We start from the raw sequence: 23102 nt of genomic DNA, 5'->3' as shown, positions 1-23102 counted from the left end.
GCTCAGCCCTGCACCACGCGCAGCACTTCGGCCAGGCTGGTCTGGCCACGGGCCAGGCAGTTGCTGGCCATAGCCACCAGACTCTGCCGGCGGCCATCCAGGTAGGCCTGCATGGCCAGCTCGCTCTCGCCGTCGTAGAGCAAGGCGACCAGCCCGGCATCCAGCTCGATGAATTCGTACAGCCCCAGCCGACCTACATAGCCACTGCCCTGGCAATGCTCGCAGCCGACCGGGTGAAAGCTCTCGCGCAGGCTGCCCAGTTCCGGCCACAGCTCGCGCTCGGCGCTTTGCAGTGGCTGGGCCACCGCGCAGGCACACAGCCGCCGCACCAGGCGCTGGGCCAGCACGCCGCGCAGGCACGAGGCGATCAGAAAAGGCTCGATGCCCATGTCGCGCAGGCGGGTCACCGCGCCGACGGCACTGTTGGTGTGCAGGGTCGACAGCACCAGGTGCCCGGTGAGGCTGGCCTGCACGGCGATCTGCGCGGTTTCCTGGTCGCGGATCTCGCCGAGCATGATCACGTCCGGGTCCTGGCGCAGGATTGCGCGCAGGCCACTGGCGAAGGTCAGTCCGGCGCGGGGGTTGATGGCGGTCTGGCCGATGCCGGCGATGGCGTACTCGACCGGATCCTCGACGGTGAGGATGTTGCGGCTGCCGTCGTTCAGACTGTTGAGGCTGGCGTACAGCGTGGTGGTCTTGCCCGAACCGGTGGGGCCGGTGGACAGCACGATGCCGTTGGGCCGCGCCAGGCAGCCGCGCAGGCCGCGCAGCACGGCGGCGGGCATGCCCAGGTTGTCCAGCACCAGCAGGCTGGCCTGCTTGTCGAGCACGCGCATCACCACCCGCTCACCATGGATGCCGGGCAGGGTCGAGACCCGCACATCCACCTCGCGCCCGGCAGCGCGCAGGGTGATGCGGCCGTCCTGGGGCTGGCGCTTCTCGGCGATGTCGAGCCGGGCCATGACCTTGATCCGCGACACCAGCATCGCCGACAGCGCCCGCGGCGGGCGCAGCACCTCGCGCAGGTGGCCGTCGACGCGCAGGCGCACCACCAGGCTCTGCTCGAAGGTCTCGACATGGATATCCGAGGCGCGCAGCCGCAAGGCCTGGCCAAACAGGCCGTTGATCAGTCGGATCACCGGGGCTTCGTCATCGCTTTCCAGCAGGTCCTCGATGCGCGGCATCTCGCTCATCAGGCTGTCCAGGTCGACCTGCTCACCGATGCCTTCGATCAAGGCCTCGGTCGCCGCCTCGCCGGCCTGGTAGAGCTGGCCGAGGCGCTCGTCGAACTGCGCGCCGTCGAGGCGTTCCAGGCTGGCCGGCAAGCCATGCACGCGCAACAGCTCCTGCAACTGGTCGCTGTCGGCGTCGCCGCGCAGCCACAGCTGCCAGCCGCCCTCGGCCGGCGCCATGGCCACCCCGCTCTGGCGCGCCAGGCGATAGGGCAGCATCACCAGTCACCGCCTTCGAGGCGCGCCCGGCTGGAGGGGAACACCTGCAGCAACGGCAGGCCCTCGGCCAGCGACGGCAGCTTGAGTGGCGTGTTCTGTTGCAGGCTCTGGTACTTCTGCTGGCTCAGGCCGGCCAGGCTCTCGCCGTCACGCAGGATGCGCGGGCGGATGAACACCATCAGGTTCTGCTTGGTGTTCTTGCTCGCGTCGGAGCGGAACAGCCGGCCCAGATAGGGAATGTCGCCGAGCAGCGGCACCCGCTGGTTGCTGGTGGAAAGTTCGTCGCTGATCAGCCCGCCGAGGATCACCAGGCCGTTGTCCTCGACCATCACCTTGGTCTTGATCTCGCGCTTGTTGGTGATCACGTCGCTGGCGGCACTGGAATCGGCGATCGACGAGACCTCCTGGACGATGTCCAGGCGCACGCTGTTGTCGACGTTGACCTGCGGCTTGATGCGCAGCTTCACCCCCACTTCCTTGCGCTCGATGGTCTGGTAGGGGTTGGCGTTGTTCTGGGTGACGGAGCCGGTGACGAACGGCACCTCCTGACCGACCAGGATCGACGCCTCGGCGTTGTCCAGGGTCAGCAGGGTCGGCGTGGACAGCAGGTTGAAGCCGCTCTTGCCCTTGAGCGCGTTGACCAACATGGCGAAGTTGAAACCGCCGCCGATATGGCCGATGCCGGCGGTGGCGCCGGTGGTGGCCGACAGCAGCTTGCCGAGTTTTTCGTTGTCGCCGCTGCTGGCGGCCCCGGCGATGCTGGCGATGTTCACCCCGTTGCCGCCGAAGTTGACGATCCCGGCGCCGAACTTCTCGTCGGCGAACAGCCACTGCACGCCCAACTCCTGGGCGCTGCTGTCTGACACCTCGGCGATGATCGCCTCGACCACCACCTGCGCCCGGCGGATGTCCAGTTGCTCGACGATGCTGCGGAAGGCGGCCAGCTCGCTGTCCGGGCCGACCATCACCACGGCGTTGGTGCCCTCCTCGTACTCCAGGCGGATCCCCGAATCGCTGGCCGCCGGCACCGGCGCCGCGTCCTTGCCCTCGCCTTCGGCGGCCGGCACCGCGCCGGCCTGGCTCAGGCCGCGCAGTACCTTGACCACTTCGGCGGCGTTGGCATGGCGCAGGTACATGACCTGGGTGTTGCTGCTGCGCAGGTTGTCGCCGGGCCGGTCGAGCTGGACCAGCAAGGCCCGCACCCGCTCGCGGCTGTCGGCGCTGCCGCGTACCAGCAAGGCATTGCTGCGCGGGTCGGCGACCACCTGGGCGGCATCGCTGCCCTGCTCGCGGGCCAGCAGGCGGGTCACCAGGCCCGCGGTATCGGCGGCGCTGGCATGCTTGAGCGGGATGACCTGCAGCGGCTCGTCGCTGACCTGGTCGAGCTGGCGCAGCAGGCTGTCGATGCGCTCCAGGTTGCTGCGCCAGTCGGTGACCACCAGCAGGTTGGCGGCCGGGTACGGGGTGATCACGCCGACCCGCGGGTCGATCAGCGGCTTGAGGATGCCGAGCATCTGCTCGCTGGCGGCATTGCGCACATTGAATACGCGGGTGGCCACGCCATCGCTGCCCTCGGACTTCTTGCCGGCGCTTTCCACCGGCACCGGCTCCAGGCGCGCGGCCTGGTCGGGGACGATCTTCACGCTGCCGTTGGGCAGGTCCACGGCGGCGAAACCCTGGGCCCGCAGCTGGGCCAGGAAGATGTCGTAGATGGCGTCGGCGTCATGTCGGTCGACCGTGCGCACGGTGACCTTGCCCTGCACCCGTGGGTCGACGATGAAGGTGGTGCCGGTAATGCGCGACACGCTATTGATGAACTCACCCAGCTCGGTGTCGACGAAATTGACCTCGTACAGCGGCGTGCCGTCGTCGGCGAACACCTCCGGCTCTTCGGCCCGGGCCAGGGACATGCCGAGCATCAGCAGCCCGGCCAGACAGTACCTTGCGATCATCATTTATCCTTGGCGCTTGAAGCCGGTCACGGCGGGGCGTGGCGGCCAGGGCAGACGCTCGCGCCGCCCGTTGTTGTCGAAGATCAGGCCATCGGCATCGATGTCCTGCAGCACGATGCCCGGCGCCAGGCGCTGGCCACGGCCGAGGGTGCGCACCTGCTGGCCATGGCGCAGCACCACCACGCTGGCTGACAGCGGCTGGGCCTTGAGCCCGCCCAGGTAGGCCAGGGGCAGACGGGTGATGGGGATGCTTCCGTCATCGACGGGAGCCTGCCAGTGCTCCACCAGCAGCCCCGGTAGTGCGACGTCCGCCTGAACGGGCGCAGTGACCGGCAGCGGCTGGCGGCTGAGCAGCAGCACACATTGCGCCGCCAGCCAGGCGGCCAGGGTCAGCCAGGCGAAAGTGACCAGGCGCGAGGTCAAGCCGCCACCTGGTGCGGGTGCCAACCCGGATGGCCCTGGACGTAACGCACCGCCGGCAACTGCAGCGCTGCTAGCGCCCAGCCCGGCGTCTGCCGGGTCAACCAGGCTTCCAGGGTCTGCCACAGCGGTACACCGGCCTGGGCGTCGAAGTGCAGGCCGAAGGTGCGGCACAGGCCCTCGACCGGCTGCAGGCCGATGATGCGCTTGCCGTTAGGGCTGTAGCTCACCTGCCAGTTCTGGCTCTGCCAACGCGGCAGGTCCTGGCTGTTGTCCAGCAGCAGCGGGTCGCCGAACAGTTGCTCGGCGGCGTTCTCCAACACCTGTTCGACCTGCCGCGCCGGGGCTTCGACCACTGGCGCGGGGTAGCCACCGGTGAGGCTGATCAGGTGTTCACGGGTGATCGGCTCGCCCGCCCGCAGCGGGAAGTCATAACGCAGGCCGGGCAGCAGCACCGGCATGCTCGAATCATCGGCCAGGGCCTGGTGCAGCACGCGGTCCCAACTGCCGCCACGGGTATCGCGGCGCCACAGCGCCTCGGGCGCGCGGGCCAGGGGCTGGTCGAGCCAGGCGGCGTGGCCGCTGCGCTGGCGTTGCAGTTCGCCGCGCAGCTGGCTGGCGCGGGCCTGGGCTGGCGCGCCGAGGCTGTGCTCGAAGGCCGGAAAAAAACGCGCCTCGAACTGCCACTGGCCACCGGCCTGGCGGCAACGCAGGCGAAACGCGCCACTGGCCCGGCAGCCGGCGAACAGCACCGGCACCCGCCGGCCACTGGCCTGGCTCGCCATTACCGGCGCGGGCCACAAGTCCTGGCCACGGGCGCACAGCAGCACATCCACTTCCGGCACCCGCTCGGCCAGCCAGAGACCGGGGCCGGTGCCGACATCCGCCAGCGCCACTACCAGGTCGGCCTCGCGCCGGGCCTGCTGGAAGCTCGGTTGCAACGACTGGTACCACTGTTTCAGGGAGGCTTTCTGGTCCTGGGCGTAAGGGTCGGTGACCCCCACCACCGCAATGCGCACACCACCGCGCTGGAACACCTTGACGCCTTCAATGCCCAGCGCCTTGGCCTGGGTGTTGGCAAGCCCGGCGCCGAGGGTAATAGAAGAAGACTGGCGATAGAGCCCGGCGCTGCGCTGCGGCCACAGCACCCGCTCATCACTGCTGACCCGCACCTCGCTGCCCAGCAACTGGCTGCCCTGCACGCCGCTTTCGCCCTGGGTGAGGTAGGCCAGGCCACTGCCGTTCCAGCACTGGCCGTTCTCCAGGGTCAGGCACTGCTCACTACCGGCTTCGGCGCGCAATTGTTCGAGCAGTGCCGCGAGCACCGCGTAACCGCCGGTACGGGCCTGGCCGGCCAAGCTCGCGTCGAGCAACGGCGCCAGTTCCGGCTGACCGGCACTGGCATTGGGCCCGCTCATCCACGGCGCGCGGCCCAGATGGCTGACCGGCCCCAGGCGCGTGGCCGGCACCACGGCCTGGCCCGGCTGACGGGCATCGAGGGTGTCGGCCACATACAGCAGGTCCAGCGCCCGGTCGCTGCCGCCACGCGGCACCGGCAGCGCGGAACAGGCACCGAGCAGCGGCGCCAGCGCACCGACGCCCATCCACCCGATCACCTCGCGCCTGCCCAGACTGCTTGCCATCGACTCCGCCATCCCTGTTCACGTTGGGACCCGGATATTGCGGCGTTGGCGTGACAGTTTGATGGCAGAAATCCGCTGCTAATTCCAAAACAGCCTTGATTAGACCTTTAGTAATAGCAGCGCGTTTTAAACGCCCTTTAACATTTCTGCCAATCAATCGACATACTTGCCGTCTACAGTCGCGGTTTCCTTCAACTCAGCCAAAAAAAGGACACCCTGATGAGTCGAGATACCGGCGATAACCTGGACCGGAACCTGAGCGGCAACCTGCCGATGGCCAGTGTCATGGACACCTACCTGAGCCGTCGCGCCGTGGTGCGCGGCAGCCTCGGCGCCGCCATCGCCATGATCGCCGGCACCGGCCTGACCGGTTGCTTCGACGGCGGCGGCGGTTCCGACAACGACGATCCGGCGCCCCAGCCGGAGAAACCGAAACTCAAGCTGGGCTTCAATTCCATCCCAGGCTCGCGCACCGATGCCTGCGTGGTCGCCGCCGGCTACAGCGCCTATGTGCTGGCGCCCTGGGGCACGCCGCTGAACGCCACCGCCAATCCCTGGAAGGCAGACGGCAGCAACACCTCCACCGACCAGGCCAACGCCATGGGCATGCACCACGACGGCATGCACTTCTTCCCTATCAATGGCAGCTCCAGCGATGGCCTGCTGGCGATCAACTTCGAGTACATCGACACCGCCGCCCTGCACCCGGCCGGCCCCACCACCGTCGCCGGCAAGCGCCCGGTCGAGGAGGTGCGCAAGGAGATCAACGCCCATGGCGCGGGCGTGGTGCGCATCAGCAAGGTCGCCGGGCGCTGGCAGGTGGTCGACAACGACCCGCTGAACCGCCGCTTCACCACCGTCTCGCTGATGGACATTGCCGGCCCGATGCGCGGCACCGACCACGTCAAGACCAAGTTCTCGCCCACCGGCACCCAGTGCCGCGGCACCAACAACAACTGCGGCAACGGCTACACCCCGTGGGGCACCTACCTGACCTGCGAGGAGAACTGGCCCGGCATCTTCGTCAACAAGGGCACCCGCCCGGCCAACCAGGTGCGCATCGGCGTCTCCAGCAGCAGCGGCCAGTACAAGTGGGAAACTGCGGCCGGTGACGCCAGCGAAGTAGCCGGCGAGTTCGCCCGCTTCGACATCACTCCCACCGGCGCCAGCGCCACTGACGACTTCCGCAACGAAGCCAGCACCTACGGCTACATCGTCGAGATCGACCCGTACACCAGCAACACCCTGGCGGTGAAGCGCACCGCCCTGGGCCGTTTCCGTCACGAAGGCTGCTGCCCGGGCCTGCCGGTGGCCGGCAAGCCGCTGGTCTGGTACACCGGCGACGACTCCAACAACGAGTACCTGTACAAGTTCGTCTCCGACGCCCTGTGGGATCCGGCCGACGCCAACCCGGCCGACCGCCTGGCCACCGGCGCCAAGTACCTGGACAAGGGCAAGCTCTACGTAGCCCGCTTCGACGCCAACGGCACCGGCGCCTGGCTGCTGCTCGACGTCGCCACCCCGACCACCGGCGGCAGCACCCTCGGCGCACTGTTCGGCGACCTGCCTGGCATCATCCTCAACACCCGTGGCGCCGCCGACGCCGTGGGCGCCACGCCCATGGACCGCCCGGAGTGGACCGCCGTCAACCCGCTCAACGGCGACGTCTACCTGACCCTGACCAACAACAGCGCGCGCACCGCCGCCAAGGTCGACGCGGCCAACCCGCGCGGCCCGAACCGCCACGGCCACATCATCCGCTGGCACGACAGCGACGACCACAAGACCTTCACCTGGGACATCTTCGTGTTCGGCGCCAATGCCGCCGGCACCCCGGACATCAACCGCTCGGGCCTGACCGAACTGAACCAGTTCGCCAGCCCCGACGGCATGAGCTTCGATAGCCGCGGCGTGCTGTGGTTCGAGACCGACAACGGCGAGGCCACCCTGACCAGCTACACCAACGACCAGGTGCTGGCGGTGATCCCCACCGACCTGGTGGACGCCAACGGCAAGCAGATTCCGGTCAACGCCACCAACCAGGCGGCCCTGCGCCGCTTCTTCGTCGGGCCGAACGGTTGCGAGGTAACGGGTATCACCTTCACCCCGGACAACAAGACCATGTTCGTCAACATCCAGCACCCGGACAACTGGCCGACCACCGACAAGGCCACCGACGTCACGCCGGCCGGCACCTCGGTGCGGCCACGGGCTTCGACGGTGGTGATCCAGCGTAATGATGGTGGGGAGATCGGCACGGCCTGATCGATCAGCTTTAGCCTCACGCCGCTCCCACAAGGACTTGCGTACTCCTTGTAGGAGCGGCCTTGTGCCGCGAAAGGGGCGCGCAGCAGCCCCGACGATTGCAGCGTGAACGCTGAACCCTGGGACCGCTGCGCGCCCCTTTCGCGGCACAAGGCCGCTCTCATGGAACAAAACACAACTCTTTGATTTGACTGGGGCAGCGTGGGAGCGGGCTTGCCCCGCGATGCGGCGTTTGGCACCGGCTACGCCGGTGATCGCGGGGCAAGCCCGCTCCCACGCTGGAACTCTGTTCCCTGCGCGACAGCGTAGTCCGAAAGGCTGGGCGATCTCATACACAGATTGCGCATAGCCTGCGATTGCGTACTACCAAGCCACCGGCTCCCGCCCCCTGACCCGCACCTGCTGCGCCGGCACCCGCGCATGCCATTGCACCACGCCCAGCGCCTCGATCTGGAACTGGCTGCGCAGCGTGCGTCCCTCTTCCTCGAACGACAGCTGCAGCACGAAATGGCCGCTGTTGAGCAACAACCCTTCGCTGAGTCGGGCGAAGGTCTCGTCGTCCACAGCCCCCAGCGCCTGGCGTAATGCCGCGGCATCCACATAACCCGCCGCCGGCCGGCCGCTGATGATGCGGCTGAGCATCGAACGGGAAAACTGCCCCTCGTACAGGGCCTCCAACAACGGCAGGTGCTCCAGCCCCAGGGCGTTGGCATTGAGTCGCCAGCCACCGGTCGATGGCAGTGCGCAGAGCATTCGGTAGCGGCTTTGTCGGCCACTGTCCGGCTCCAACAGCAGGTTGAGCTCACTGGTGTCGAGCATTGGCTGGTTGGCCGCCAACCGGGGTGGCTGCTGGCGCAGGTACTGGGCACTCTCGGCCCCTTGCAAGCGTGCATCGCTGTCGGCGTCCAGCCAGTCGGCCAGGGCATCGACCAGCCGCTCGGCGGCCATGTCGTCGCCGAGCAGGTGGCGTAGCTGGCGCTCGGCCCGCGGACCGTCCTCACCCAGCAGGGCGTTGACGTTGAAGCAGCCGTGCTGGTCGATCACTCGCAGTTGCGCCTTGCCGGCACCGAAGTCATAGGCCAGCGGTTGCCCGCGCAGGGCCTGCCAGAACAGCGGGCTGGCCCGCCAGGCCGGATCGCGCAGGGCCTGGGAAGCATAGGCAAGCCCCGCCTGCTCCATCGCCCGCACCTGTACCCGCTGGTGCAACAGGCGCACCTCGTCCACCTGGCGCCGGCCATCTTCCACCAGCCAGGCCAGCCCCGTCGCGAGCATCGCCAACACCACCAGCACCATCAGCAGTGCCGCGCCCTGTTGTCGCCTGCGCCCCATCCCTGTCTTCCCGTGGCCACTGCAAAGCGCCAGTCAACACGCCCGTTGTTTCAGCCAGATGGCAGTCATGTGCCCGTCATCTGCGCAGGGCAGGATTGGCCTTCCTTTTTCTTTGACCTGACAGGAGTGGTCTTACATGGGTGGCATCGGAATCTGGCAATTGGTGATCGTGCTGTTGATCGTCTTCCTGCTGTTCGGCACCAAGCGTCTCAAGGGGCTGGGCAGTGATGTCGGCGAGGCGATCCAGGGCTTTCGCAAGTCCATGGGCGGTACTGCCGACAACAGCGTCGAGCAACAACCGCAGGTGCTGAACAATCAGCCGGTACAGCAGACGCAGACGGATCGTCAGGCCTGATGTTCGAGATCGGCTTCACCGAACTGCTGCTGGTCGGCATCGTCGCCCTGCTGGTGCTCGGCCCCGAGCGCCTGCCGGTGGCGGCGCGCACCCTCGGCCGGGGGCTGGGCCAGGCACGGCGGGCGCTGAATGCGTTGAAGGCGCAGGTGGAGCGGGAGATCGACATGCCCGCCCTGGATGCCGCGCCGTTGCAGCGCCTGGAGCAGGAGATCCGCCAGGGCATCCAGCTCGACGCGACGCCGGCCAATGATCCGACGCCGGTCGCCCATACCAAGGAAAGCGCCTGATGTCCCTCACCCTCGACCAGGCGGCGCGCATGCCGCTGACCGACCACCTGCGCGACCTGCGCAAGCGCCTGATGCGTTGCCTGCTGGTGGTCGCGCTGGTGTTCTGTGGTTTGTTCCCCTTCGCCCAGACGCTGTACACGCAGATCTCCGAACCGCTGCGCCGCTACCTGCCCGAAGGCGCCAGCATGATCGCCACCAGCGTCACCTCGCCGTTCCTCACCCCGTTCAAGCTGACGGCGATGTGCGCGCTGTTCGTCGCCATGCCGCTGCTGCTGCACCAGGCCTGGGGCTTCATCGCCCCGGGGCTGTACCGCCGCGAACGGCGCATTGCCCTGCCGCTGCTGGTGTCGAGCATCCTGCTGTTCTACGGCGGCATGGCCTTCGCGTTCTTCCTGGTGTTCCCGATGATGTTCGGCTTCTTCGCCAGCGTGACCCCGGACGGGGTGGCGATGATGACCGACATCGGCTTGTACCTGGACTTCATCATGGCGCTGTTCCTGGCGTTCGGCCTGGCCTTCGAGATCCCGGTGGCGACCTTCATCGTGGTCTGGGCGGGGTTGACCGACGTGGCCACGCTGCGGCGCAGCCGGCCCTATGTGATCGTCGGCTGCTTCGTGGTGGGGATGATCCTGACGCCGCCGGATGTGTTTTCCCAGACCATGCTGGCGGTGCCGATGTGGGTGCTGTTCGAGGTGGGGTTGCTGGCGTGTGGGTTGGTACACCGGGCGGAGTAAAGCTGTACCGGCCTTATCGCGGGGCAAGCCCGCTCCCACGCCAATCGCACATTTGCACACTCTGCGTGGGAGCGGGCTTGCCCCGCGATAGGGTCATCGGCTCAACCAGAACGGTTCAACCCCACCTCCATGTCATCGATCAGCGCCTTGGCCATGGCACTGAGGATTCGCGCCGAGCTGCCGGCCAGCAGGTCACCCTCCATTTCCGCCTCGCAGGTCAGGTGGCGGATGCAGCCAAGCAGCACCGACAACTCGCTGAAGGCATCCTCGAATGAAACGCCTGGCTCGACCTTGAACAGGTCCAGGCAGACCGTGCGGCCTGCGGTGTGGCCGCGGGTCATGGCCGGACCTGCGGCTTGTGTTCGAGCAGGGCGCAGGCGAGTTGGCCGAGGTAGTCGCTGGCAGTGAACAGGCAGTCCTGGGCTTCTCCGGGTTCGGTCTTGAAGTAGATATCGAGTACATCGGAAATGGCGGTGGCCACTTCGACAGCGGCTGTCATGGCCTCATCGCGGGTGAGCGTGGAACGGATGCTGATGAAAGGTGCGAGACGGGGTGGATCTGGGACGATCTTTTTCATAGGTCCAACTCTCGTGCATTCCAAGGAAGCGCCATCCCAAGGCAATTCTCACAAGACAAAGGGTGGCAGCCGTGAACGGGGTGAGAATCCGGGGCACAAGAAACCCGGTCAGACCGAAGTCTGCCCGTGCACGGCTGCCATGAAGGGACTGCCGAAAAACTTGTACTCCAGGATTCTCACACCCTGGTCACCAAATCTGGCGACCCGATGAAGTTATCCCTGGGGTATTTCCCCGACAACGCGGCAGCTTCCGGCAAGCGCGTAGGATAGTTCCCAAGCTTTGCTGGCTGAAGCATTTGGTTTCAGGTTCGGAAATGTCTGACAGCTCTTGAGATCGCTGGGGCTGTTTCACAGCCCTTTCGCGGCACAAGGCCGCTCCTACATAGGAGTACGCGCATCCCTGTAGGAGCGGCCTTGTGCCGCGAAAGGGGCGCAAGGCGCCCCCAGGGATTGCGACAGATGATCAGACCAGTGGTATTGACCTGGTATTAAAGTGGTATTAATTTTCCACCCAACAACAATACCGGACACCACCCATGCGTCCTCTATCGGCCCTGCGCCCCAACGACACCAGCGCCACCCCGCTCTACCTGCAGCTGGCGCGCAACCTTGAGCAGGCCATCCACGCCGGCCAATGGACCGCCGACCAGGCGCTGCCCTCGGAGCGCACCCTCAGCGAAACCCTGGACATCTCCCGGGTCACCGCGCGCAAGGCCCTCGAGGTCCTGCTCGAACAAGGCCTGATCCATCGCATCCAGGGCTCCGGCACCTTCATCACGCCACGCCTCGAACAACCCCTGTCACGCCTGTCGAGCTTCAGCGAAATGCTGCGCATGAAAGGCTTCGTGCCCAGCTCCCAATGGCTCGAGCGCAGCATCGGCACGCCGAGCAACGACGAACTGATCCGCCTCGGCCTGTCGCCCACCGACCAGGTGGTCCACCTCAAGCGCCTGCGCAAGGCCGACGACATCGTCATGGCGGTGGAGGTCAGCACCCTGCCCGCCCGCCTGCTCGGCGACCCGCAGGCCATCGGCGATTCGCTCTACCAGCACCTCGACCGGCTCGGCCGCCCGGTGGTCCGCGCCCTGCAACATATCCGCGCGATCAACGCCGGCGACGAGCTGGCCGCCCAGGTGGGCATCGCCCCCGGCACCGCCATGCTGCTGATGACCCGGATCGGCTACCTCGACGACAACACCGCCATCGAGCTGACCGACACCTACTGCCGCAACGACTACTACGACTTCGTCGCCGAACTGCGACGCTGACCGGAGCCCCCATGGACATCGCCAACATCCTCACCCCCGATGGCTGGGTGCGCGGACAACTGCACCTCGAAAACGGCCGCATCCGGGCCATCGAGGGTACGCCGTGCGACCCGCAGGCCAACGACCTGCCGTACCTGCTGCCCGGGTTCATCGACCTGCACGTGCACGGTGGTGGGGGCAGCGACATCATGCAGGGCGGCGACGCCTTCGCCACCATCGCCCGTACCCACCGGCGTTTCGGCACCACTTCGCTGCTGGCCACCACCATGACCGCGCCCCGCGAGGAGCTGACCCGCGTGCTCGCCGAACTGGGCGAACACCTCAAGCAACCGCGCCAGGGCGCGCGCATCCTCGGCGTGCACCTGGAAGGCCCGTACATCAACCCCGGCAAGCTCGGCGCGCAGCCGAACTTCGCCCACCAGGCGCTGCTCGACGAGGTCGAGCAATACCTGGCCCTGGCGCCGATCAAGGTCATCACCATCGCCCCGGAAATCGCCGGCCACCTGCCGCTGATCCGCGCCCTGAGCCAGCGCGGCATCCGCCTGCAGCTCGGCCATACCCTGGGCAGCTACGAAGAAGGCGTGGCGGCCCTGGAGGCCGGCGCCACCAGCTTCACCCACCTGTACAACGCCATGAGCCCGCTGCACCACCGCGAGCCGGGCATCGTCGGCGCGGCCCTGGCCCACGCCCGCTACGCCGAGCTGATTCCCGACCTGCTGCACGTGCACCCCGGTGCCATGCGCGTGGCCCTGCGCTCGATCCCGTGCCTGTACTGCGTGACCGACTCCACCGCCGCCGCCGGCATGCCCGACGGCGAATACCGCCTGGGCAGCCACACCGTGACCAAGTGCCTGGGCGGCGTGCGCCTGCCCGACGGCACCCTGGCCGGCAGCACCCTGACCATGGACCAGGCCCTGCGCAACCTGGTGAAGATCGGCCTGCCGCTGGCCGAAGCCTCCGAGCGCCTGTCGCGCCATCCCGCCGATTATCTCGGCATCGCCGACCGTGGCCGCCTGCAACCGGGCGCCTGGGCCGACGCGGTGCTGCTGGACCGCCAACTGAACCTGACCGCCGTGATGATCGAAGGAGAAACCGCATGAGTTCAAGGATGCTCGAAGAAGCCCGCGCCTGCGCCGAGGTCGTCGAACGTCAGACGCAGACGCTGGACCCTCGCCTGGAGACCCTGGCCGAACAGCTGCGCCGGCTCGATCCGCAAGTGGCGCTGACCGTGGCCCGGGGCAGCTCGGACCACGCCGCCAGCTACTTCGCCTACATCGCCATGCAGCAGCTGGGCCTGCCGGTGGCTTCGCTGCCGATGTCGGTGGTGACCCTGCAGCAGGCACCGCTGCGGGTGCGTGGCCAGGTGGCGCTGGGCTTCTCGCAGTCGGGCCAGAGCCCGGACCTGGTCGACAGCCTGCGACGCCTGGGCCAGTGCGGGGCGACCACGGTCTCGCTGGTCAACGCCGAAGGCTCGCCCCTGGAGCAGGCCTGCCAGCACCACTTGCCGCTGTGCGCAGGCCCCGAGCTGTCGGTGGCGGCGACCAAGAGCTTCGTCGCCACCCTGGCTGCCGGCGCCCGCCTGGTCGCCCACTGGGGCGAGGACCGCGCCCTGCTGGAAGCCGGCCTGGCCCTGCCCGCGCAACTGCGCGAGGCCGCCGCACAGGACTGGAGCCCGGCCATCGACACCCTGCGCGACAGCGAGCGCCTGATGGTGATCGGCCGTGGCGCGGGCTTCGCCATCGCCCAGGAAGCCGCGCTCAAGCTCAAGGAAACCTCGGTGATCCAGGCCGAGGCCTTCAGCAGCGCCGAAGTGCGCCATGGCCCGATGGCGCTGATCGATGCCCAGTACCCGCTGCTGGTGTTCGCCCCCCGTGGCGTCGAGCAGGCCGGGCTGCTGCAGCTGGCCGCCGACATGCGCCAGCGCGGTGCCCGCGTACTGTTGGCGGCGCCGGCTGACACCGCCGGGCGCGATCTGACCCTGAGCTGCGCCGAACACCCGGCCCTGGACCCGCTGCTGGCGATCCAGAGCTTCTACATCATGGCCCCGGCCCTGGCCGAGGCCCGCGGCCTCGACCCCGACCAGCCGCGTCACCTGAGCAAAGTGACCTGCACGCAGTGAAGCCGCGAGGAACAGCGCATGCCCGACAATAACAAGATCATCCTCCATGCCCCGCTCGCCGGACCGCAGGTACCGCTGGACCAGGTACCGGACCCGGTGTTCAGCAGCGGCACCTTGGGCGACGGCGTCGCCATCGACCCGTTGAACGACGTGCTGCATGCGCCCTGCGCGGGCGAAGTGGTGCAACTGGCGCGCACCGGCCATGCGCTGACCCTGCGCGTGGCCAACGGCGCGGAAGTCCTCTTGCATATCGGTGTCGACACCGTGCAGTTGCAGGGGCGCGGCTTCTCGCCGCTGGTGGCGCTGGGCGACCAGGTGACCCAGGGACAACCGCTGGTGCGCTTCGACATGGACCTGGTGGCGCAACACTGCGTCAGCCTGGTCACCGTGATGCTGGTCAGCAATGGCCCGGGCTTTGGCCTGACGCGACTGGACACAGGCGCTTCACGCCTGGGTGCGGCGTTGCTGGAGGTCGAGGCCACAGGCAGCGAAGCGCAGGCACGACCGGTCAGCCATGAGCGTGCACACGGCCATGCCCGGGTCGCTCATCACGGCGGCCTGCATGCCCGCCCTGCCGCCCTGCTGCGCCAGACCGCGCAAGGCTTCCAGAGCCATGCCGTGCTGCGTTTCGCCGAGCGCGAGGCCGACCTCACCAGCCTGGTGGCGGTCATGGGCCTGGGCGTTGGCGAAGGCGCCGACGTCGAACTGATCTGCACCGGGCCGGACAGCCAGGCCGCGCTGCAGGCGTTGATTGCCGCCGTGCAGACCGCCTCGGTCGCTGAACGCCATGCCACGCATGCGCCCACCAGCACCGCCACGCCCAAGCCCACTGCAGAGCCCGGCGTGCTCAACGGTGTCTGCGCCGCCCCCGGCCTCGCCCTCGGGCCGCTGGCGCGCCTGGACGGCATCAGCCTGCCGGCGGACAGCGGCGACAACGACCCCGCCGAGCAGCACCAGGCGCTGAACACTGCCCTGGCCGAGGTCCGCCATGCCATCGACCGCGACTGGCGGCACCTGCCTCGCGGCCAGGAGGACGCGGCGGCGATCCTCGAGGCCCACCTGGCCCTGCTCGACGACCCGGCCCTGCTCGGCGACGCCCGCCAGCACATCGCCGGCGGCGTCGCCGCCAGCCATGCCTGGAGCCGCGCCATCGAGACCCAGTGTCAGGTCCTGCGCAGCTTGGGCAATCCGTTGCTGGCCGAACGCGCCAACGACCTGTACGACCTGCAGCAGCGGGTGCTGCGCGCCCTGCTCGGCGAAACCCGGCAACTGCGCCTGCCGCCGGCGGCCATCGTCGTCGCCCACGAACTGACGCCCTCCGACCTGTTGCTGCTCGCCCGCCACGATGTCGCCGGGTTGTGCATGGCTGCCGGTGGCGCCACCTCGCACGTCGCCATCCTCGCCCGTGCCCGCGGCCTGCCATGCCTGGTGGCCGTGGGCGAAGCGCTGCTCGACCTGCCCGCCGGCACACCGCTGGTGCTGGACGCCGACCAGGGTCGTCTGGAAACCCAGGCCGCCCCACAACGCCTGGCCGAGGTCCACTGCCACCTGCAGCAACGCCGCGAAATCCGCCAGCGCCAGCAGGCCGCCGCGCAGCAAGGCGCACGTACCCGCGATGGCCAGTTGATCGAGGTCGCGGCCAACGTCGCCAGCGCCGAAGAGGCCGCCCAGGCCCTGGCCCAGGGCGCCGACGGCATCGGTCTGCTGCGCAGCGAATTCCTGTTCATCGACCGCCCCACCGCACCGGACGAGGCCGAGCAGCGCAACGCCTACCAGGCAGTGCTCGACGCCATGGCCGAGCGCCCGGTGATCATCCGTACCATCGACGTCGGCGGCGACAAGCAGCTCGATTACCTGCCCCTGCCTGCCGAGGCCAACCCGGTGCTGGGGCTGCGCGGCATCCGCCTGGGCCAGGTCCGCCCGGAGCTGCTCGACCAGCAACTGCGCGCCCTGCTTCAGGTCAGCCCGCAGCGGCGCTGCCGGATCATGCTGCCGATGGTCACCGAGGTCGACGAGCTGATCGCCATCCGCCAGCGCCTCGACCGGCTGGCCGCCGAGCTGGGCGTGACGGCACGCGCCGAACTGGGCGTGATGATCGAGGTGCCGGCCGCGGCGCTGCTCGCCGAACGCCTGGCCGAGCATGCGGACTTCTTTTCCATCGGCACCAACGACCTGTCCCAGTACACCCTGGCCATGGACCGTGACCATGCCGGACTGGCTTCACGGATCGATGCCCTGCACCCGGCACTGCTACGCCTGATCGAGCTGACCTGCCAGGGCGCGACGAAGCACGGCCGCTGGGTCGGCGTGTGCGGCGCGCTGGCCTCTGACCCACTGGCCACGCCGGTACTGGTCGGCCTGGGTGTAGCCGAGCTGTCGGTCAGTCCGCCGCAGATCGGCGAGATCAAGGCCCTGGTCCGCCAGCTCGACGCCAGCGCCTGCCGCCGTTTCAGCCAGGGCCTGCTGGGCCTGGCCAGCGCCGGGGCCGTACGCCAGGCCTGCCGCGACTTCGCCGCGCAATCCCACGCCCAACCCGCGGCCCCCGTGGCCCTACAACAATAATCGGAGCGCACCATGTACCAGCACTTCATCCAGGGCCTGCAGCGGCTCGGCCGCGCCTTGATGCTGCCCATCGCCATCCTGCCCATCGCCGGCCTGTTGCTGCGCCTGGGCGACACAGACCTGCTCGACATCGCCCTGGTGCATGACGCCGGGCAAGCGATCTTCGCCAACCTGGCGCTGATCTTCGCCATCGGCATCGCCGTGGGCTTCGCCCGCGACAACAACGGCACCGCGGGCCTGGCCGGCGCCATCGGCTACCTGGTGCTGGTGGCGACGCTGAAGGTGATCGATCCGAAGATCGACATGGGCATGCTCGCCGGGATCATCTGCGGCCTGCTCGGCGGCGGCCTGTACAACCGCTTCAAGGACATCCAGCTGCCGGACTACCTGGCGTTCTTCGGTGGCCGGCGCTTCGTGCCGATCGCCACCGGGGTATCGGCGGTGTTCCTCGGGTTGCTGTTCGGCCTGATCTGGCCACCGATCCAGCACGGCATCAACGCACTCGGCCAGCTGATGCTGGAGAGCGGCAGCATCGGCGCGTTCTTCTTCGGCGTGCTCAACCGACTGCTGATCATCACCGGCCTGCACCATATCCTCAACAACCTGGTGTGGTTCGTCTTTGGCAGCTTCCAGGCGGCCAGCGGCCAGGTGGTCACCGGCGATCTGGCGCGCTTCTTCGCCGGCGACCCGAACGCCGGACAGTTCATGACCGGCATGTTCCCGGTGATGATCTTCGGCCTGCCCGCCGCCTGCCTGGCCATGTACCGCCATGCCCTGCCGCAGCGGCGCAAGCTGATCGGCGGGGTGCTGCTGTCGATGGCGCTGACCTCGGCGCTGACCGGGGTGACCGAGCCGATCGAATTCGCCTTTATGTTCCTGGCGCCGCTGCTGTACCTGATCCATGCGCTGCTGACTGGGCTGTCCATGGCCATCTGCGACCTGCTGGGGATCCGCCTGGGCTTCACCTTCTCCGGCGGCGGCATCGACATGGCCCTGGGCTGGGGGCGTTCGAGCAACGGCTGGCTGGTGTTCCCGGTGGGCGTGCTCTATGGGTTGGTCTACTACTTCGTGTTCGACTACTGCATCCGCCGTTTCGACCTGAAGACACCCGGCCGCGAGGAACAGGCGGCCAGCCAGGCCGAGGGCAGCGATGCGCCGCGGGCCCGACGCTATATCGATGCCCTCGGCGGCGCGGCCAACCTGCAGGGCGTGGATGCCTGCACCACGCGCCTGCGCCTGGTACTGGCCGACCGCAACCTGGCCCGCGACCAGGACCTGAAGGCCCTTGGCGCCCTCGCCGTGGTACGCCCCGGTACCGGTGGCAGCCTGCAGGTGGTGGTGGGGCCGATGGCCGATGCACTGGCCGACGAGATTCGCGGGGAGCTGCCCCATGCGCGGGTGGCGCCGCCGGTTGTCGAGAAGGCCGCAGTGGCCACCGAGACGGTCGTTGCGGATGAATGGCTGCAGGCCCTGGGCGGGCGCGGGAATGTGCTGGAGGCGCAGTGCGTGGCCTCAAGCCGGGTGCGGGTGCGGGTCAGGGATGAGGGCAAGGTAGAGCAGGAGCGCCTGGCCGCCTTGGGCTGCCAGGGAGTGAGTCCGCAGGCGGAAGGGGTATGGCATCTGGTCGTGGGTAGCAAGGCGCCTGCGTTGGGCAGCGCTTTGCAGGGCTGAAAAGCATCGCGGGGCAAGCCCGCTCCCACAAGGTATCAACAGGCCTTGTGGGAGCGGGCTTGCCCCGCGATGTCATTCGACGCCGTTCTAGAAGTCAGCCAGCGGCCAAACCTCATAAGCCGGCGTTTCATACGGGTGGCTCTGCTTGAGCGCGGCGACCACCTGGGCGATCAGCGCATCAGCCACCACCAGCTCCACCTTCCACTCCTCGACCACCTCGACCTGGCCGGTCTGCCCGAGGTACGGCTGGCTGCCGTCCAACGGGCGGAACTGGCCCTGGCCGAGGGTTTGCCAGGCGCAGTGGTCGTAGTCGCCGATGCGTCCGCCACCAGCGGCGAACACGGCGGCCTTGACCACCTCGACATGGCTGTCGGGGACGAAGAAGGCGAGCTTGTACACCCTTAGTTCACCCACACTCGCGCATTGCGGAACATGCGCATCAGGGCCGCGTCTTCCTGCCACTCATCCGGGCGCCAGGAGTTCTGCACGGCGCGGAACATCCGCTCCGGGTGCGGCATCATGATGGTCACGCGGCCGTCGCGGCTGGTCAGGCCGGTGATGCCACGCGGCGAGCCGTTCGGGTTGGCCGGGTAGGCTTCGGTGACCTTGCCGTGGTTGTCGACGTAGCGCAGGGCCACGCAACCGGACAGGTCGGCTTCCAGCAGTGCCTCTTCGCTGGCGAATTCGGCATGGCCTTCGCCGTGGGCGATGGCGATCGGCATGCGCGAACCGGCCATGCCCTGCAGGAAGATCGAGTTGGACTTCTGCACCTCGACCATGGCCACGCGGGCTTCGAACTGCTCCGAGCGGTTGCGCACGAAGTGCGGCCAGTACTCGGTGCCCGGGATCAGCTCGTGCAGGTTGGACATCATCTGGCAACCGTTGCACACGCCCAGGGCGAAGCTGTCGGTACGCTCGAAGAAGGCCTGGAAGGCATCGCGGGCACGGGCGTTGAACAGCGCCGACTTGGCCCAGCCCTCACCGGCACCCAGCACGTCGCCGTAGGAGAAGCCGCCGCAGGCCACCAGGCCTTTGAAGGCTTCGAAGTCGACACGGCCAGACAGGATGTCGCTCATGTGCACGTCGACCGCAGCGAAGCCCGCGCGGTCGAAGGCGGCAGCCATCTCGACCTGGCCGTTGACGCCCTGCTCGCGCAGGATCGCCACTTGCGGACGCACGCCTTTCTTGATGTACGGCGCGGCGATGTCGTCGTTGACGTCGTAACCCAGCTTGACCGACAGGCCCGGGTTGTCTTCTTCGAGCAGGGCGTCGAATTCCTGGTCGGCGCAGTCGGCGTTGTCGCGCAGGCGCTGGACCTGGTAGCTGGTCTCGGCCCACTGGCGCTGCAGCAGGCGGCGATCGCCGTTGAACAGCTCTTCGCCTTCGAAGTTGATCAGCACTTCACCGTTGTTGATCGGCTGGCCGATCACGGCGACGCAATCCTCACCCAGGCCAGCGGCGCTGAACTGCGCCAGTACATCCGGCGTGGCGTCCTGACGGACCTGGATCACCGCGCCCAGCTCTTCGTTGAAGAGGATGGCCGCGACTTTCTCGCGCTTGCTGGTCAGGTTGCCCAGTTCCAGCTCCAGGCCACAGTGGCCGGCGAAGGCCATTTCCAGCACGGTGGTCAGCAGGCCGCCGTCGGAACGGTCGTGGTAGGCCAGCAGATGGCCGTCTTCGTTCAGGCCCTGGATCACGGCGAAGAACGCCTTGAGGTCCTCGGCGTCATCGACGTCCGGCGCCTGTGCGGCCAGCTTGCCGTGGGTCTGCGCCAGGATCGAGGCGCCCATGCGGTTCTTGCCACGGCCCAGGTCGATCAGGATCAGGTCGGTTTCGCCCTTGTCCATGCGCAGTTGCGGGGTCAGGGTCTTGCGGATGTCGGTGACCGGGGCGAAGCCGGTGATGATCAGCGACATCGGCGAGGTGACGCTCTTCTGCTCGCCCGCTTCGCTCCACTGGGTCTTCATCGACATCGAGTCTTTACCGACCGGAATGGTGATGCCCAGCTCCGGGCACAGCTCCATGCCGACGGCCTTGACGGTGTCGTACAGGCGGGCGTCTTCACCCGGGTGACCGGCGGCGGACATCCAGTTGGCCGACAGTTTGATGTCGGACAGCTTCTCGATGCGCGAGGCCGCCAGGTTGGTCAGGGTCTCGCCGATCGCCATGCGCCCGGACGCCGGGGCGTCGAGCAGGGCCATCGGCGTGCGCTCGCCCATGGCCATGGCTTCACCGGTGTAGACGTCGAAGCTGGTGGCGGTGACGGCGCAGTCGGCCACCGGTACCTGCCACGGGCCGACCATCTGGTCACGGGCCACGAGGCCGGTGATGGTACGGTCGCCGATGGTGATCAGGAAGCTCTTGCTGGCCACGGCCGGGTGACGCAGGACGCGCTCGACCGAGTCCTTGAGTTCCAGGGTGCTCGGGTCGAACTCATCGCCCAGCTCCGCTTCGCGGGTGACCGAGCGGTGCATGCGCGGCGGCTTGCCCAGCAGCACGTCCAGCGGCATGTCCACCGGGGTGTTGTCGAAGTGGCTGTCGGTGACGGTGAGGTGCTTCTCTTCGGTGGCCTCGCCCACGACCGCGAACGGGCAACGCTCACGCTCGCAGATGGCCTGGAAGCGCTCGAAGTCCTCGGCGCTGACCGCCAGCACGTAGCGCTCCTGCGATTCGTTGGACCAGATCTCGTGCGGGGCCATGCCCGGCTCGTCGTTGGGCACATTGCGCAGTTCGAAGCGGCCACCGCGGCCACCGTCGTTGACCAGCTCCGGGAAGGCGTTGGAGATGCCGCCGGCACCAACGTCGTGGATGAAGGCGATCGGGTTCTTGTCGCCCAGCTGCCAGCAGCGGTCGATGACCTCCTGGCAACGGCGTTCCATTTCCGGGTTCTCGCGCTGTACCGAGGCGAAGTCCAGGTCAGCCGAGCTGGCGCCGGTGGCGACCGACGAGGCGGCGCCGCCGCCCAGGCCGATCAACATGGCCGGGCCGCCGAGCACGATCAGCTTGGCGCCGACGGTAATCTCGCCCTTCTGCACGTGGTCTTCACGGATGTTGCCCATGCCGCCGGCGAGCATGATCGGCTTGTGGTAGCCACGGACTTCTTCACCGTGCGGGGTGTTGATGCCCTGCTCGAAGGTACGGAAGTAGCCGGTCAGCGCCGGACGGCCGAATTCGTTGTTGAACGCGGCGCCGCCCAGTGGGCCTTCGATCATGATGTCGAGGGCGTCGACGATACGCTCAGGCTTGCCGTAAGGCTTCTCCCATGGCTGCTCGAAACCCGGGATACGCAGGTTGGACACAGTGAAGCCGGTCAGGCCGGCCTTGGGCTTGGCGCCACGGCCGGTGGCGCCTTCGTCGCGGATCTCGCCGCCGGAGCCGGTGGAGGCGCCGGAGAACGGGGCGATGGCGGTCGGGTGGTTGTGCGTCTCGACCTTCATCAGGATGTGCACCGGCTCCTGCACCGCGCCGTACTGGCGGGTCTCAGGGTTCGGGAAGAAGCGGCCGGCGACGCTGCCGACGATCACCGAGGCGTTGTCCTTGTACGCAGACAGCACGCCTTCGCTGTGCATCTGGTAGGTGTTCTTGATCATGCCGAACAGGCTCTTCTCCTGCGCCTGGCCGTCGATGTCCCAGCTGGCGTTGAAGATCTTGTGGCGGCAGTGTTCGGAGTTGGCCTGGGCGAACATCATCAGTTCGATGTCGTTCGGGTTGCGCGCAAGGTTCTGGAAGGCGTTGACCAGGTAGTCGATCTCGTCCTCGGCCAGGGCCAGGCCCAGGTCGATGTTGGCTTGCGCCAGGGCGGCGCGGCCACCGGCCAGGATGTCCACCGAGGTCATCGGCTTGGGCTGGGCGTGGCTGAACAGGTCGGCGGCGTCTTCCAGCTTGGCCAGCACGCGCTGGGTCATGCGGTCGTGCAGCTCGGCGGCAAGCACCTGGGCGTCGGCGTCGGAAATGTTACCGGCGACGTAGTAGGCGATGCCGCGCTCCAGGCGCTGGATCGACTGCAGGCCGCAGTTGTGGGCGATGTCGCTGGCCTTGGATGCCCAGGGCGAGATGGTGCCCAGGCGCGGCACGACCAGGAACAGGCGGCCGGCTGGCTCCTGCACCGGCACGCTCGGGCCGTACTTGAGCAGACGGCCCAGCACCTGCTGCTGGTCGGCGGTCAGCTCGCCGTCGACGTCGGCGAAGTGGGCGAATTCGGCATACAAACCAGTAACAGCGGGGACTTTCTGGCTCAGTTGCTCGAGTAATTTACCGTGGCGAAAGGCAGAAAGGGCAGGAGCGCCGCGCAGGATCAACATCGTCGGGACAGCCTCAGGAAGGGGTGTGCTTAGAGGCCGTGCATTCTAGCCTAATTCGCAGGCTTTCGGCACCCGCTCGAAGCCAATGCTGCCGGGCGGTGGAACCGGACCCAGGGGTCAAAAAAACCACCGACTTCGCGCGCTCCCTGTAGGAGCGGCCTTGTGCCG

Annotated in this window: 18 protein-coding genes; 9 read left to right on the top strand and 9 right to left on the bottom strand. The window is 67.9% G+C overall.

The genetic code is table 11. The features are described 5' to 3' along the window. Positions 1-2: 2 nt before the first annotated feature. Genes VUG52_RS05600 through VUG52_RS05585 form a run of 4 tightly spaced genes read right to left on the bottom strand, consistent with a single transcriptional unit; the run spans position 3 to position 5466 of the window. A complete protein-coding gene (locus VUG52_RS05600; RefSeq protein WP_262974576.1) occupies positions 3-1451 on the bottom strand; it encodes a GspE/PulE family protein in 1449 nt (482 codons plus the stop codon). Continuing rightward, positions 1451-3403, bottom strand: a complete 1953-nt coding sequence (gene gspD / locus VUG52_RS05595; protein ID WP_262952461.1) for a type II secretion system secretin GspD — start codon at positions 3401-3403, stop codon at positions 1451-1453. Before gspD ends, VUG52_RS05600 begins: the two co-directional genes overlap by 1 nt. 3 nt (positions 3404-3406) lie before the next feature. Further along, positions 3407-3826, bottom strand: coding sequence for a pilus assembly protein PilZ (locus tag VUG52_RS05590; RefSeq protein ID WP_262952462.1), 420 nt, complete (start codon positions 3824-3826; stop codon positions 3407-3409). Then, positions 3823-5466, bottom strand: coding sequence for a lipoprotein UxpA (locus VUG52_RS05585; RefSeq protein WP_262974570.1), 1644 nt, complete (start codon positions 5464-5466; stop codon positions 3823-3825). The genes VUG52_RS05590 and VUG52_RS05585 overlap by 4 nt, the downstream gene beginning before the upstream one ends. 219 nt (positions 5467-5685) lie before the next feature. On the opposite strand from VUG52_RS05585, the gene VUG52_RS05580 reads away from it, so the two are divergent. After that, complete coding sequence (locus VUG52_RS05580; protein ID WP_262952464.1) at positions 5686-7731, top strand: PhoX family protein; 2046 nt, start codon at positions 5686-5688, stop codon at positions 7729-7731. 363 nt (positions 7732-8094) lie between these two features. On the opposite strand, the gene gspK is transcribed toward VUG52_RS05580, so the two are convergent. Further along, on the bottom strand, positions 8095-9060 hold the full coding sequence (gspK, locus tag VUG52_RS05575) for a type II secretion system minor pseudopilin GspK (protein WP_262974374.1): 966 nt from the start codon (positions 9058-9060) through the stop codon (positions 8095-8097). Positions 9061-9196: 136 nt separating this feature from the next. Between gspK and tatA the strand changes: the two genes are divergently transcribed. The 3 genes from tatA to tatC are packed head-to-tail and all read left to right on the top strand — an operon-like array spanning position 9197 to position 10436. After that, on the top strand, positions 9197-9415 hold the full coding sequence (tatA, locus tag VUG52_RS05570) for a twin-arginine translocase TatA/TatE family subunit (RefSeq protein WP_050704176.1): 219 nt from the start codon (positions 9197-9199) through the stop codon (positions 9413-9415). Next, positions 9415-9702, top strand: a complete 288-nt coding sequence (gene tatB, locus VUG52_RS05565) for a Sec-independent protein translocase protein TatB (protein ID WP_050704175.1) — start codon at positions 9415-9417, stop codon at positions 9700-9702. Before tatA ends, tatB begins: the two co-directional genes overlap by 1 nt. Beyond that, the gene (gene tatC / locus VUG52_RS05560) at positions 9702-10436 is read left to right on the top strand and encodes a twin-arginine translocase subunit TatC (protein ID WP_050704174.1); all 735 of its coding nucleotides are present in this window, start codon (positions 9702-9704) and stop codon (positions 10434-10436) included. Before tatB ends, tatC begins: the two co-directional genes overlap by 1 nt. A gap of 101 nt (positions 10437-10537) precedes the next feature. Here tatC and VUG52_RS05555 read toward each other — a convergent pair whose 3' ends face one another. Together VUG52_RS05555 and VUG52_RS05550 are read right to left on the bottom strand one after the other, a co-directional pair. Beyond that, complete coding sequence (locus VUG52_RS05555) at positions 10538-10777, bottom strand: DUF3077 domain-containing protein (RefSeq protein WP_050704173.1); 240 nt, start codon at positions 10775-10777, stop codon at positions 10538-10540. Beyond that, the gene (locus tag VUG52_RS05550) at positions 10774-10935 is read right to left on the bottom strand and encodes a hypothetical protein (protein WP_256205962.1); all 162 of its coding nucleotides are present in this window, start codon (positions 10933-10935) and stop codon (positions 10774-10776) included. Before VUG52_RS05550 ends, VUG52_RS05555 begins: the two co-directional genes overlap by 4 nt. Before the next feature lie 614 nt (positions 10936-11549). Between VUG52_RS05550 and VUG52_RS05545 the strand changes: the two genes are divergently transcribed. Genes VUG52_RS05545 through nagE form a run of 5 tightly spaced genes read left to right on the top strand, consistent with a single transcriptional unit; the run spans position 11550 to position 18633 of the window. After that, positions 11550-12281, top strand: a complete 732-nt coding sequence (locus VUG52_RS05545) for a GntR family transcriptional regulator (RefSeq protein WP_262974375.1) — start codon at positions 11550-11552, stop codon at positions 12279-12281. Between the two features lie 11 nt (positions 12282-12292). Further along, on the top strand, positions 12293-13381 hold the full coding sequence (gene nagA / locus VUG52_RS05540) for an N-acetylglucosamine-6-phosphate deacetylase (protein ID WP_062575000.1): 1089 nt from the start codon (positions 12293-12295) through the stop codon (positions 13379-13381). Continuing rightward, positions 13378-14400, top strand: a complete 1023-nt coding sequence (locus VUG52_RS05535) for an SIS domain-containing protein (protein ID WP_262974376.1) — start codon at positions 13378-13380, stop codon at positions 14398-14400. The genes nagA and VUG52_RS05535 overlap by 4 nt, the downstream gene beginning before the upstream one ends. A gap of 18 nt (positions 14401-14418) precedes the next feature. Beyond that, entirely contained in the window at positions 14419-16962 is a 2544-nt protein-coding gene (gene ptsP, locus VUG52_RS05530; RefSeq protein WP_262974377.1) for a phosphoenolpyruvate--protein phosphotransferase, read from the top strand. 12 nt (positions 16963-16974) lie between these two features. Then, positions 16975-18633, top strand: a complete 1659-nt coding sequence (nagE, locus tag VUG52_RS05525; protein WP_331832530.1) for an N-acetylglucosamine-specific PTS transporter subunit IIBC — start codon at positions 16975-16977, stop codon at positions 18631-18633. A gap of 87 nt (positions 18634-18720) precedes the next feature. Here nagE and VUG52_RS05520 read toward each other — a convergent pair whose 3' ends face one another. Then, a complete protein-coding gene (locus VUG52_RS05520) occupies positions 18721-19032 on the bottom strand; it encodes an NGG1p interacting factor NIF3 (protein WP_050704166.1) in 312 nt (103 codons plus the stop codon). A 2-nt stretch (positions 19033-19034) separates the two neighbouring features. Further along, positions 19035-22934 (bottom strand): phosphoribosylformylglycinamidine synthase, encoded by a 3900-nt coding sequence (gene purL, locus VUG52_RS05515; RefSeq protein ID WP_262974378.1) that lies wholly within the window; start codon positions 22932-22934, stop codon positions 19035-19037. Between the last annotated feature and the right edge of the window lie 168 nt (positions 22935-23102).

The sequence above is a fragment of the Pseudomonas sp. LH21 genome (assembly GCF_036549575.1).
Classification (GTDB): domain Bacteria; phylum Pseudomonadota; class Gammaproteobacteria; order Pseudomonadales; family Pseudomonadaceae; genus Aquipseudomonas; species Aquipseudomonas peradeniyensis.
This window is presented reverse-complemented; position numbering and strand designations above follow the sequence as displayed.

Bases quoted from the DNA above. Each gene is read 5' to 3' on its own strand.
- nagE (WP_331832530.1), top strand. From the start codon at position 16,975: ATGTACCAGCACTTCATCCAGGGCCTGCAGCGGCTCGGCCGCGCCTTG.
- tatC (WP_050704174.1), top strand. From the start codon at position 9,702: ATGTCCCTCACCCTCGACCAGGCGGCGCGCATGCCGCTGACCGACCAC.
- nagA (WP_062575000.1), top strand. From the start codon at position 12,293: ATGGACATCGCCAACATCCTCACCCCCGATGGCTGGGTGCGCGGACAA.
- VUG52_RS05545 (WP_262974375.1), top strand. From the start codon at position 11,550: ATGCGTCCTCTATCGGCCCTGCGCCCCAACGACACCAGCGCCACCCCG.
- tatA (WP_050704176.1), top strand. From the start codon at position 9,197: ATGGGTGGCATCGGAATCTGGCAATTGGTGATCGTGCTGTTGATCGTC.
- purL (WP_262974378.1), bottom strand. From the start codon at position 22,934: ATGTTGATCCTGCGCGGCGCTCCTGCCCTTTCTGCCTTTCGCCACGGT.
- tatB (WP_050704175.1), top strand. From the start codon at position 9,415: ATGTTCGAGATCGGCTTCACCGAACTGCTGCTGGTCGGCATCGTCGCC.
- gspK (WP_262974374.1), bottom strand. From the start codon at position 9,060: ATGGGGCGCAGGCGACAACAGGGCGCGGCACTGCTGATGGTGCTGGTG.
- VUG52_RS05555 (WP_050704173.1), bottom strand. From the start codon at position 10,777: ATGACCCGCGGCCACACCGCAGGCCGCACGGTCTGCCTGGACCTGTTC.
- VUG52_RS05550 (WP_256205962.1), bottom strand. From the start codon at position 10,935: ATGACAGCCGCTGTCGAAGTGGCCACCGCCATTTCCGATGTACTCGAT.
- ptsP (WP_262974377.1), top strand. From the start codon at position 14,419: ATGCCCGACAATAACAAGATCATCCTCCATGCCCCGCTCGCCGGACCG.
- gspD (WP_262952461.1), bottom strand. From the start codon at position 3,403: ATGATCGCAAGGTACTGTCTGGCCGGGCTGCTGATGCTCGGCATGTCC.
- VUG52_RS05535 (WP_262974376.1), top strand. From the start codon at position 13,378: ATGAGTTCAAGGATGCTCGAAGAAGCCCGCGCCTGCGCCGAGGTCGTC.
- VUG52_RS05580 (WP_262952464.1), top strand. From the start codon at position 5,686: ATGAGTCGAGATACCGGCGATAACCTGGACCGGAACCTGAGCGGCAAC.
- VUG52_RS05600 (WP_262974576.1), bottom strand. From the start codon at position 1,451: ATGCTGCCCTATCGCCTGGCGCGCCAGAGCGGGGTGGCCATGGCGCCG.
- VUG52_RS05585 (WP_262974570.1), bottom strand. From the start codon at position 5,466: ATGGCAAGCAGTCTGGGCAGGCGCGAGGTGATCGGGTGGATGGGCGTC.